This is a genomic window from Lacinutrix sp. MEBiC02595, assembly GCF_053601555.1.
The window spans coordinates 467906-479906 of record NZ_JBSHNU010000222.1; the positions used below are offsets into that span (position 1 = coordinate 467906).

At 32.6% G+C, this 12001-nt stretch carries 12 protein-coding genes; 9 read left to right on the forward strand and 3 right to left on the reverse strand.

What is annotated here, in order from left to right:
• Positions 1–159 precede the first annotated feature (159 nt).
• Both ACVCZW_RS11880 and ACVCZW_RS11885 read left to right on the forward strand, forming a co-directional pair.
• Entirely contained in the window at positions 160–1113 is a 954-nt protein-coding gene (locus ACVCZW_RS11880) for a tetratricopeptide repeat protein (protein WP_452232519.1), read from the forward strand.
• A gap of 273 nt (positions 1114–1386) precedes the next feature.
• Positions 1387–2742, forward strand: coding sequence for a UDP-N-acetylmuramate--L-alanine ligase (locus tag ACVCZW_RS11885; protein ID WP_452232520.1), 1356 nt, complete (start codon positions 1387–1389; stop codon positions 2740–2742).
• Positions 2743–2756: 14 nt separating this feature from the next.
• On the opposite strand, the gene ACVCZW_RS11890 is transcribed toward ACVCZW_RS11885, so the two are convergent.
• Positions 2757–3197, reverse strand: coding sequence for a hypothetical protein (locus ACVCZW_RS11890; protein ID WP_452228640.1), 441 nt, complete (start codon positions 3195–3197; stop codon positions 2757–2759).
• A gap of 448 nt (positions 3198–3645) precedes the next feature.
• Between ACVCZW_RS11890 and ACVCZW_RS11895 the strand changes: the two genes are divergently transcribed.
• Positions 3646–4293, forward strand: a complete 648-nt coding sequence (locus ACVCZW_RS11895) for a hypothetical protein (protein WP_452232521.1) — start codon at positions 3646–3648, stop codon at positions 4291–4293.
• Here ACVCZW_RS11895 and ACVCZW_RS11900 read toward each other — a convergent pair.
• The gene (locus tag ACVCZW_RS11900; RefSeq protein WP_452228642.1) at positions 4280–4885 is read right to left on the reverse strand and encodes an FMN-binding negative transcriptional regulator; all 606 of its coding nucleotides are present in this window, start codon (positions 4883–4885) and stop codon (positions 4280–4282) included. The two genes, ACVCZW_RS11895 and ACVCZW_RS11900, sit on opposite strands and share 14 nt — an antisense overlap.
• 94 nt (positions 4886–4979) lie before the next feature.
• Here ACVCZW_RS11900 and radC point away from each other — a divergent pair, with 94 nt between their 5' ends.
• From radC to ACVCZW_RS11930, 6 genes are all read left to right on the forward strand, one after another.
• On the forward strand, positions 4980–5678 hold the full coding sequence (gene radC, locus ACVCZW_RS11905; protein ID WP_452228643.1) for a RadC family protein: 699 nt from the start codon (positions 4980–4982) through the stop codon (positions 5676–5678).
• Between the two features lie 98 nt (positions 5679–5776).
• Positions 5777–7078: a polysaccharide deacetylase family protein gene (locus ACVCZW_RS11910; RefSeq protein WP_452228644.1), complete on the forward strand. Its 1302-nt coding sequence runs from the start codon at positions 5777–5779 to the stop codon at positions 7076–7078.
• Complete coding sequence (locus tag ACVCZW_RS11915) at positions 7071–7757, forward strand: YjjG family noncanonical pyrimidine nucleotidase (protein ID WP_452228645.1); 687 nt, start codon at positions 7071–7073, stop codon at positions 7755–7757. Before ACVCZW_RS11910 ends, ACVCZW_RS11915 begins: the two co-directional genes overlap by 8 nt.
• 50 nt (positions 7758–7807) lie before the next feature.
• Positions 7808–8383, forward strand: a complete 576-nt coding sequence (locus ACVCZW_RS11920; RefSeq protein WP_452228646.1) for a hypothetical protein — start codon at positions 7808–7810, stop codon at positions 8381–8383.
• Positions 8380–9798, forward strand: coding sequence for a DUF5723 family protein (locus ACVCZW_RS11925; protein WP_452232522.1), 1419 nt, complete (start codon positions 8380–8382; stop codon positions 9796–9798). The genes ACVCZW_RS11920 and ACVCZW_RS11925 overlap by 4 nt, the downstream gene beginning before the upstream one ends.
• On the forward strand, positions 9788–10666 hold the full coding sequence (locus ACVCZW_RS11930; RefSeq protein WP_452228648.1) for a hypothetical protein: 879 nt from the start codon (positions 9788–9790) through the stop codon (positions 10664–10666). Before ACVCZW_RS11925 ends, ACVCZW_RS11930 begins: the two co-directional genes overlap by 11 nt.
• A 13-nt stretch (positions 10667–10679) precedes the next feature.
• Here the strand turns inward: ACVCZW_RS11930 and ACVCZW_RS11935 are convergent, their stop codons facing one another.
• The gene (locus ACVCZW_RS11935) at positions 10680–11957 is read right to left on the reverse strand and encodes a replication-associated recombination protein A (RefSeq protein WP_452228649.1); all 1278 of its coding nucleotides are present in this window, start codon (positions 11955–11957) and stop codon (positions 10680–10682) included.
• Positions 11958–12001: the final 44 nt, after the last annotated feature.

Consider the following 12001-nt stretch of genomic DNA (forward strand, 5'->3'; position numbering starts at 1 on the left):
TCATAGTTTTACGTAAAACTAACTTCAAAATGTGTTCCAAAAAATACAGAATTAGGGATTCTGACGTTTGTATGAGTGAAGTTAACTTTTTTTTAAGGAAACGTAGCTTTTTCCATTTAGTTTATGAAAGGTTATCTTTGCTTTACAGACTTTTATCTTATGCGACTTTTTTATGTTTTTTTATTATTTCCATTATTCAGCTTTAGTCAACCAAGTCTGGATAAAGCAGAAGGATATCTTCAGCAGAAAAAATATGTAAAAGCAGAACAGTTATTGTCGATTTACGTTTCTGAAAATCCGAAAAACGAAAAAGCAATCGAACTTTTTGGGGATGCGTATGGGTATCAGAAAAAATGGGATGATGCTATTATTCAATATGAAAAATTAGTTTCCGCAAAACCATTAGAAGCAAATTATCATTATAAATACGGAGGCGCTCTAGGGATGAAAGCTTTGAGTGTCAATAAAATAATGGCATTATCTATAATTGGCGATGTTAAAGAAGCTTTTTTAACAGCAGCTAAATTAGATGTAAAACATATTGAAACACGTTGGGCTTTGGTAGAATTGTATATGCAGTTACCAGGAATTATTGGCGGAAGCCAAAGCAAATCCATGCAATATGCAAATGAGCTAGAAGCCTTATCTAAAGTAGATGGCTATTTGGCAAAAGGATATATTTATGAATATGATGCGCAACCAGAACTTGCCGAAAAATATTATAAACAAGCCATTACCGAAGGCGGATCTTTAACCTGTTACCAAAAGCTTTCTAGTTTTTACGAAAACATAAATGAACCCGAAAAAGCTTTACATACTTTGATTGCATCGGAAGCAAAGCACAAACGAAATGCTTTGCATTATCAAATAGGAAAAGTGGCTGCGGAGTATAATATTCAGTTAATAAAAGGCGAACAGTGTTTGCAAAAGTATATTGAAAATTATTCTGCCGAAGATGGTGTTCCTGTTGCTTGGGCAAATTACCGATTGGCTCAGATTTATAAGCATACTAAAAATAAGGAAAAAGCTTTACAGGCTATTGATTTAGCGATTGAAGAGCTTCCAAAAATTAAAGTTTTTAAAGAAGAAAAAGCGGAGATAAAGAATTTATAATCGTTTGGAATATTATTCGAGCATGAAATGATATGTCCTTCCGAGATTTTTCAATAAAAAAAATGTGAATCTGTTTCTTTATGGATAAGGAATCCATTTCAAGAGATTGCCACCGTCGGGCCTCCTTCGCAAGGACAGTTTCTTTTTGATGTTCGTTTTTATTTCTATGGGTATCTCTGTGAAATTCTCCGTCTGTCTCTGTGTAATAACCAAAAAAACTATTCGAGAATTCGTAGCAAAAAACTATCTTTGAGACTTCTACAAAATTAAAACATGAACGTACATTTTATAGCTATTGGCGGATCTGCAATGCACAATCTAGCATTAGCATTACACAACAAAGGATACCAAGTAACAGGAAGTGATGATACTATTTTCGAACCTTCTAAATCTAGGTTAGCAGCTAAAAACCTTTTGCCAGAATCTTTTGGATGGTTTACTGAAAAAATCACTGCAGATTTAGATGCAATAGTTCTTGGTATGCATGCAAAAGAAGACAATCCAGAATTGTTGAAAGCACAAGAATTAGGTTTGAAAATCTATAGCTATCCGGAGTTTTTGTACGAGCAATCGAAACATAAAACCAGAGTTGTTATTGGTGGAAGTCATGGTAAAACAACTATAACTTCTATGATTTTACATGTGATGCATTATCACGATCGCGATGTAGATTATATGGTTGGTGCGCAATTAGAAGGTTTTGATGTGATGGTAAAACTTACCGAAGAAAATGATTTTATTGTTTTAGAAGGAGACGAATACCTAAGCTCTCCAATAGATAAACGACCAAAATTTCATTTATACAAACCCAATATTGCTTTATTAAGCGGAATAGCTTGGGATCATATTAATGTGTTTCCTACCTATGAAAACTATGTCGAACAATTCGACATCTTTGTAGATAGTATTGTTAAAGGCGGAAGTATCACCTATAACGAAGAAGATGCGGAAGTAAAAAGAGTAGTGGAGGCGAGTACAAACACGATTAGGAAACTGCCTTACCAAACTGCGGAATATACTGTTGAAAACGGACAAACACTTTTAGAAACTCCGGAAGGACCATTGCCAATTGAAGTCTTTGGAAAACATAACCTTAACAATCTTGCAGGAGCAAAATGGATTTGCCAGCACATGGGAATTGATGAAGATGATTTCTACGAAGCGATTGCAACTTTTTCAGGAGCAAGCAAACGATTAGAAAAAATTGCAGAAAGCAAAAACGCAGTTGCTTATAAAGATTTTGCGCATTCGCCATCTAAAGTAGAAGCAACTACAAACGCTGTAAAAGAGCAATATGCCAATAGAACTTTGGTTGCTTGTTTAGAATTACATACCTATTCTAGTTTAAATGCTGAATTTTTAAAAGAATACAAAGGCGCTTTAGATAAGGCAGATGTTGCTGTAGTTTTCTATTCGCCGCATGCTGTTGAAATTAAAAAATTAGAAGAAGTAACAGAAGTACAAATAGCAAACGCTTTTCAACGAGATGATTTAATTATCTATACTAATCCCGAGGAATTTAAAGACTTTCTTTTTAAACAAGACTTTGAAGATAAGGCTTTGTTGTTGATGAGTTCTGGTAATTATGGTGGTTTGGATTTTGAAGAGGTAAAGGGTTTGATAGGGTAATTGGATGGAGCGTTTTATTCTATAACTAAAATAACTCTTATTTTTCCATCTCTGCCTTTGTATTCTCGATTGAAAACCTTTTTTCCAATAATCTCTTTAGCTTTTTTCAGTTCGGCTAAATAGCCACCTAATTCTAGTGTGTACGTATTTGTATTTGGCTTATTTTCTGATTCCATGGAGTCGGAAACATGTATTAAGTATTTATCTAAAATATCCTCTAATGGATATTGGTTATTCGTTTCATCCAATTCTAACTGGTAAGAGATGGTCATTAAATAGATAGCATCTTCTTTACTGTTTAAGTCTCTATAAATGCCGTTTTCAACAAGCTCATATTGTTTTTCGTTTTCATATTTCTTGTTTTTTTTCAATGCGATATTCTGCATTACATTGAATTCTAATTGAAGTTCTTGGTTATTTGAAGCTTCAGAATTCTTTTTTTCAGTTTGCCCCAAATAGATTACTAAGAAATCCCATAATTAATAATAAGGTCAGTATTTTTTGTCTAATTGTACTAAAGACTTTAATCATGGTTATTGGTCGGTTCTAATGAAACATAATTCCTTTTTCTCCAAGGAAAAGAAAGTAGCTTTCCTTTAAAAATAATTTTTAGTTTGTGGTTAACTAGCTCCAAGACTAATTACATGCTTACAATTAAGATTCTGCATCTGCCAATTTCTTGGTATCCGCGTATTGTTGAAAAGTCGTAATTTTACCTGCTTATAATTAAAATTTTAGATAAGCAAGTTACATGTTTTTCTGATAAAATAAAACAGGTGCAATCACATGTTTTTTCTTATATAATAAAGTCGTAAAACCTGCGTTAAAGTATAACGTTAATCAAATCAGTCATTTATAAAACAATACTACATTTTTAATTTTAACCAACCAAACCAATTTAATATGAAACGTATTCTTTTCACCGTATGCTTTTTTGCCCTTTTCTTTTCTTGTAATTCGGATGATGATAATAATGGTACGCCAACAGCAGAAGCGGGTTTTTATGCCTTAACTGTTGGCAATTCTTGGGAGTATCGATATTATGATTTAGAGACTTCTAGTGATAGTTTTGTAGCGAGTACTGTTGTGGAGAGTGTTTCTATTGTTTCTACAGAAGAAATAGAAGGCAAAACCTATTTTAAGTTTAGATATTTTGTTACAGGTAACGATCTTAACTCCCTTTATTATCCAGCGAATGGAGAATCTTTTAAATATCTTAGAGAGGATTCGGATAATTTGATAGATGACAACAATACCATTATTTTTCTTAGAGAAGATTATGAAGAAAGATTAATAGGAAACTTGGGTGATCCTATTGTTCAGTATTTACGATTAACGGAAGGTACACATAACATTTCCACAATAGCAGGAACATTTGAGACCTTAGAAATGGAATTATATGCAAGAGATAGCGATGGTAATCTGTATCCTGGTATTGCACATTACTACTATGCAGATGGTATCGGAATGGTTGTAAGCACCACTGCTTTTCTTTCTAGGGCACAACATTTTCTAGAAAAACGTTTAGAATCCTATACTATTTTGAATTAAAAATACGATCCAAAAATACCTGAATACTTTCTTGGCTAGCACGAATCAATTCCGCTTTAGCGTAAGCAGTATCTATGGTTTTTTTATCTTGTGAAAGTTTAAATTTGCCTTCCCAAGAGTCTATCGTTATTTCAAACATTTTAATATAATCGATAGCGCCTTCCATTCTTGGGTTATCTGCTTCCAGCACATATTTATGCTCTGGAGCTTCCATGAATTCCGTCATTTTGACCAAAGACTCTATTAATGCGTCTTTATTATCAATAGCTTTAACGGTTCCTTTTAGGTGCACTTTTATGTAATTCCAAGTTGGTAATTGCGTAGTGGTATAAATACTAGGCGATATATAACATTGCGGTCCAGAAAATATAATGGTAAGTTCTTTATTACCTTGCATTAATTTGGTTTGCGGATTGTAAATATCAATATGACCAATCAATTTACCATCGGATTCTCTGTAAATTAATGGTAAATGTGTAATGTATGGTTGGTTTTCTTCTACAGAAATTACGGTAGCAAGCGGATAGGTTTTAATAACTTCTAATAGATGAAGCGTATCCTGATCTTGATGGTGTTTTGGTGGATATTTCAAGTGTATATAAATTAAGGATTAAAAGTTACACATTTTGTTTATCGAAAATATTCTCTATATTTATTCTCTATAAAAATAGTAATTAACAAACAATATGTCTAGTAAACCAGAATCCTTTTCTATAAAAAACTGGAGTCAAGACGATCAACCACGTGAAAAACTTCGCGATAAAGGTAAAGCTGTTTTAAGTGATGCAGAACTGGTAGCCATTTTAATAGGTTCTGGAAATAGGCAAGAAAGTGCGGTTGCTTTGTGTAAACGGATTTTGGCAAGTGTAGATAATAATTTAAGTGCACTTGGTAAATTGTCTATAAAGCAACTCATGACTTTTAAAGGTATTGGAGAAGCAAAAGCTATTAGTATCACAGCTGCTTTAGAGTTAGGAAGAAGACGTCGTGGAGGAGAAGCTTTAGAGAAAAAGAAAATTACGTCTAGCGTTTCGGTTTTCGAGTTTATGCAACCTATAATTGGCGAGTTGCCGCATGAAGAATTCTGGATTCTATATTTAAATAATTCCAATAAAGTGATTCAGAAAAACCAATTAAGTAAAGGCGGAATAACAGGAACTTTAGTCGATGTGCGCTTGGCATTAAAAACAGCTTTAGAGGTTGGAGCAACAGGAATTATCTTGGCACACAACCATCCTTCAGGAACTTTAAAACCTAGCGAAGCCGATAAACAACTCACCAAAAAACTAAAAATAGCAGCAGAAAGTTTAGATATTAAAGTATTAGACCATCTTATTATAACCGAAAATGCATACTTTAGCTTTGCAGATGAAAATCTCCTTTAGGTTACATCTCAAATTACAAAACCTAAATTCCAAAAACACATAAGAAAGCAATTGTCATTTGGAATTTGTAATTTTAATAATTGGAATTTGATTAACGGATGTTATTAGTATATACACATAAAATTACACCAAGAGTAAAGTATGTTTTTAAGCATATTTGTACCAGAATTTTGGGACTTCCAGTTACATTTACAACTACAATTGAAGAGTTTATTGCACACGATAGTTTAAAAATATCGTATACCAAGCAACCATTAAGTCATGAGATATTTATTCGTAGTAACGAGTTGTTATTTGAGCAAGGATTAAACGATGTAGAGATTCATGTACAAGACTGGGAAAACACAAAAGGTTTTTTTCCTACAGGAGAAATAAGCGTTTTACCTTATGATATTTTTGCAGCATCTTTTTATCTGCTTTCTAGATATGAGGAGTATTTACCACATGTAAAAGATGCCTATGGGCGCTTTACAGCGGAAGAAAGTCTTGCATTTCAAAATGATTTTTTAAAGCAACCTATTGTGGATATTTGGGCGTACAAGTTTAAAAGGATACTACAAGAAAAGTATCCAGATTTTGAATTTGCAACAAAATACTATCAAGTAAAACCAGTAATAGATGTCCCAGAAGCGTTTACCTTTAAACATAAAGGACTCATGCGAAGTTTTGGTGGGACACTTAATGATTTAGTGAGCTTTGAATTTAAAAGACTGTATACTAGATTTTCGGTTTTATCTGGACTGCAAAGAGATCCATTTGATACTTTTAAGTACCTTATAAACAAGCAGAAGCAATCTGAATTTAAATTTATATTTTTCTTTTTAATTGGCGATTATTCTACATACGATAAAAATATAAACGTAAACAAAGCACAATTTGTTTCGCTAATAAAACAAGTAGCAGATTATAGTATTGTTGGTTTAAAAGCATCCTTTTTTGCCGTATCTAGCTTTAAAACTTTAAAAAAAGAAAAGGATAAAATGGAAGCTATAATAAACACGTCGTTATTAGCTTCCCGAAATTCGTTTTCCAAACTAAACCTGCCAGAATCGTATAGAAATTTGGTGGAACTGGAAGTGCCTGAAGATTACACCATGGGATTTGTAAATCATATCGGTTTTAGAGCAGGAACTTGTACACCGTTTTTCTTTTATGATTTAGATTATGAAGTGCAAACACCTTTAAAAGTATACTCGTATAATCTATTAGATTATTCGTTACTTAAAACCAATTCACTTTTAGATAAAAAGAAGGTTTTAAACGAAATTATTAGAGAAATAAAAAAAGTGAATGGCTATTTTATTCCTGTTTTTCATAACTATACTTTTAGTGATATGGAACGCTGGAAAGGCTTTAAAGAACTTTTTAATAGTATTATAGAATCGCCAAACGATGCATAAAACCATAACAGATATTTTTTTCGATTTAGATCATACCCTTTGGGATTTTGATAAGAACTCGGGTTTAACTTTCGAGAAAATCTTCAAAATGAACGCCGTTAATATTGATGTTTCCGAATTTTTAAAACATTATGAACCCATAAATCTAAACTATTGGAAACTCTATAGAGAAGAAAAAATTGATAAAGAATCTTTGCGTTTTGCTAGACTTAATGATACTTTTCAAGCGGTACATGTTTCCGTAGAAAAAGAATTAATTCATCAATTAGCAGAGGACTATATCACACACCTTTCTAGTTTTAATCATTTATTTGAAGGCACAATAGATCTTTTAGAATATTTAGAACCTAAATATAACTTGCACATTATTACGAATGGTTTTCATCAAGTACAAAATGAAAAATTAAAAAATTCTAATATTGACACCTACTTTAAAACAGTAACCAATAGCGAAATGGTTGGTGTTAAAAAACCAAACCCTAAGATTTTTAATCATGCATTAGATTTGGCACAAACTACAAAAGCGCAAAGTATCATGATTGGTGACAATTATGAAGCAGATATTCTTGGTGCTTTAGACTTTGGTATAGACGCTATTTGTTTTAATTATCATAAGTTTTCTTTAGACTCGAAAATCAAAAAAGTAGACAGCTTATTAGAGCTAAAGTGCTATTTTTAAATAAATTAGCTTAAATTTAGTAACGCTCTTATTTAAAAAGGGCGAAACGGATGCTTAAATTTAAACTAAAATACCTTTTTGTTTTTTGTCTAATTGGAGTGCTTTTATCTGCTTGTGTAAACGATTTAGATTTTTCACAAGGTGAAGATTTTGCTATTTCACCAACCTTAGATGCTAGTCTAATTTATTTTGAAGAATCGGCAAGCTCTTTTATAGATGAAAATGGCGCAGAGCAAATCGTGGTTCGGGACTCTGTGAATATAGAGATATTTACCGATCCATTTACCGTAGATAATTTAATAAAATCGGAATTTTTATTTCAAGTATCCAACAGCATCAATAGATCTTTCCAAGCGCAAATAGACTTTTTAGATGAAACCGGCGTACTACAACATAGTTTTACTTTTTCGGTAGATGCTTCGCCAACAAATGAAGCAATAGTAATAATGCATCTGGAAACGTTTGAAAATGAATCTTTACTCGCCTTAAAGCAATCGGTACAAATAGTTATTACCTTAAGATTATTGCCAAGTAGTGATGGTTCTGTTATAGATGAAAACACCCCAGGAATATTAAAGTTTAAATCTAAAGCGACGTTTTACTTACTTTTGGATACTTCGACATGAAAAATATAAGGCTGTTATTTCTTTTAGCTACTTTTTGTGTCAGTTTTGCGCAAAACAAGCAGCTTCTGTATGGTTTTAATGAAATTCCGCAAAGTCTTCTATTAAATCCTGGAGGGCAAGTAAATAATGACTGGTATATTGGAATCCCTTTTCTGTCTCATGTACATGCTAGCTTTGGGATGACAGGATTTTCTGCATATGATATTTTTGCAGACGATGGGAGAGATTTTAATAGCAAATTACAGCGTACTATTTACGCAATGAAAGACACCGATTATTTTGCGCTAAACCAGCAATTTGATTTATTTTCTGGTGGATTTGCTTTTGGTAAAGATTTTATAAAAGACAAATATCTTTCTTTTGGTATGTATCAAGAAACCAATGCATTTATATATTTCCCTAAAGATTATGCTATTTTGGCTTATGAAGGAAACCACGGTAACATCGATAGAGTTTTCGATTTAAGCGATTTAAATATAAGTGCAGAGTTGCTTACTGTTTTTCATTTGGGATATAATAAGAAGGTAAATAAGAAATTTTCTTATGGTGTAAGAGGAAAAATTTATACGAGTGTTTTGGATATAAAATCGATTAATAATAGAGGGACTTTTGTTACAACGGAAGGAGAAAACAATTTTCTTAAGCAGGATTTCATATTGGATTTAGAAGTACAAACGGCCGGATTGAAAAGTTTTCTGGATGACGAAAATTCAGAGGTACGGAAAGACATGAAAAAGCTGCTAAGTAGCGCCTTTTTTGGAGGTAATTTAGGAGTAGGAGTAGATATTGGTTTTAGTTATAATATCACCGAGCAATGGACTTTAGATGCCAGCGTGCAAGACATTGGTTTTATAAGATATACAAAGGATCTGGAACACTTCAATTTAGATGGCGACTTGTCTTATGAAGGTATAAACCCATTATTTCAAGAAACGGAAGATGGACAAACAGCAGCGGAATATTGGGATGCCGTAGCAACAGATTTTGAAGATTTGTTTGTAATAGATACCACTTATTCTAAATACAGTACAGCTCGGCCAATTAAGTTTAATGCAGCGTTGCAGTATGCTTTTGGAAAAAAAAACGGCGAAGATTGCCACTGTTTACTAGCACAAGAAGAATACCAGAATAGAGTAGGAGCACATCTTTTTTTTATGCGAAGACCAAAAAGACCGCAAGCCGCAATAACCGCATTTTATTACCGAAGACTCTTTTCTAGTTTAGGTATTAAAGCTAGTTATACTTTAGATTCTTATTCGTATACCAATCTTGGTTTCGCACTTTCAGCAAATATTAATAATATAAATTTTTATATTGCAGCAGATAATTTATTAAAATATCAAAACGTAGCAAAAGCACAAAGTGTATCTTTACAGCTAGGTTTTAACTATATATTTAAAAACAATGAAGAATAAGATCGTATTATTATTTATAACCGCTATATGTATGTGCAATATGGCAAAAGCACAAACCAATATTAATGATTACAAATATGTAGTTGTGCCAAATACGTTTGATTTTTTAAATAAACCAGATCAATATAGATTAAATACATTGACCAAACTTCTTTTTGAAAAACATGGTTTTGCAACGATCATGGAAGAGGATACCTTTCCAGATGATGCTATTTCTAATGGTTGTTTGGCTTTACATGCCGATGTACTTAAAGAATCTGGAGTTTTTAATTCTAAGCTAAAAGTACAGCTAAAAGATTGTAAGAATAATATCGTTTTTACTTCTAATATTGGAAAGTCTAAAGAGAAAAATTATCAAGTAGCTTACAATTTGGCCTTACGAGAAGCTTTTAAATCTTTTGAGACTTTTAAATACCAATACAAAGAAAATGAAACCATACTAAGTTATGGTAAAAAGGACTCGCAAGAAAGTAGTGCAGAAATTGAAAAACTAAAGGAAGAAATTAAGACCTTAAAAGAAGAAAAAGTAGTAGTAGCAGAAGTAACTAAAGAAGTGGTTGCAGAAAAAGAGGTCGTTGCGGTGAAAAAGCCAGAGATTAAAGAAGAAGTAAAAAAAGAAACAATAGTTCAACCTTATAAACAAGAGTCTAAAAATATAGATTTTTTATATGCGCAAAAAACGGACAATGGTTTTCAGTTAGTAGATAGTACACCTAAAGTGGTTTATAAAATAAAAAAAACAGGAATGCCTAATGTTTATTTAGTGGAAGGTAAAGATGCCATTATCTACCAATTAAATAGCAATTGGTTTTTGGAGTATTATGATAATGGAAAGCTGCAAACTAAAACAGTACCTATTAAATTCTAGTAACAACTAATAATTAATAGCCATATTTAGCTTTCCAACGTTGTTTTAAAAACTCTCTGTGCGCATTTTCCCTAGCATTATTACTGGGATCATATAGTTTGGTGTTTTTAATTTCCTCGGGTAAGAATTCTTGTTTTGCAAAATTATTTTCGTAGTTATGGGCATATTTATAGTTATCACCATAACCTAGTTCTTGCATTAATTTGGTTGGTGCATTTCTAATTTCTAAAGGCACAGATAAATCTCCAGTTTCTCTAACTAATTGTTGTGCTTTACCAATAGCTTGATACGCAGCATTACTTTTTGGTGAGCAGGCTAAATACGTAGCGCATTGGCTGAGTATAATTCTTGATTCTGGATAGCCAATAGTAGAAACAGCCTGAAATGTATTATTTGCAATGACTAAAGCGGTTGGGTTTGCATTACCAATATCTTCACTAGCGGCAATTAATAAACGTCTTGCAATAAATTTCACATCTTCTCCACCTTCAATCATTCGTGCCAACCAATAAACAGCGCCATTAGGATCGCTTCCTCTAATCGATTTTATAAATGCTGAAATAATATCATAATGCTGTTCTCCGGTTTTATCATAACGAACCGTATTGTTTTGTACTTTTTCTAAAACACTATCATTCGTAATTATTACTTCATCGCTTTCTTCGGCATTTACAAGCAACTCAAAAATATTTAAAAGTTTTCTTGCGTCACCTCCAGACAGCTTCAGTAAAGCATCTGTTTCTTTGAGGGTTATGTTCTTTTTAGAGATGTACTCGTCTTTTTCTATAGCACGCTTTAAAAGGCTTTCTAAATCGTTTTTATCGAATGCTTTTAATATATATACTTGACAGCGTGACAAAAGCGCAGATATAACCTCAAAACTTGGGTTTTCTGTGGTAGCACCTATTAAAGTAACCCAACCTTTTTCTACTGCTTGTAATAAGGAGTCTTGTTGTGATTTGCTAAACCTATGAATTTCATCAATAAACAAAATCGGGTTTTTGGTGGTGAATAGTCCGCCACTTTGTTTGGCCTTTTCAATAACTTCTCGTACATCTTTTACTCCAGAATTTATAGCACTTAAGGTATAAAAAGGTCTGCCAGATTCATTAGCAATAATGTTGGCAAGTGTTGTTTTTCCAATACCTGGAGGTCCCCAAAGTATTAAAGAAGGTATTAAACCTAACTTTATCTGTTTGGTTAAGGACCCATTTTCACCAATCAGGTGAGCTTGACTAATATAGTCTTCTAAAGATTTAGGTCTTAAACGTTCTGCTAATGGTTCATTCATAAATGTAAAATTACAAATTCCTTTGTAGGCAGGAATCTCTTTTG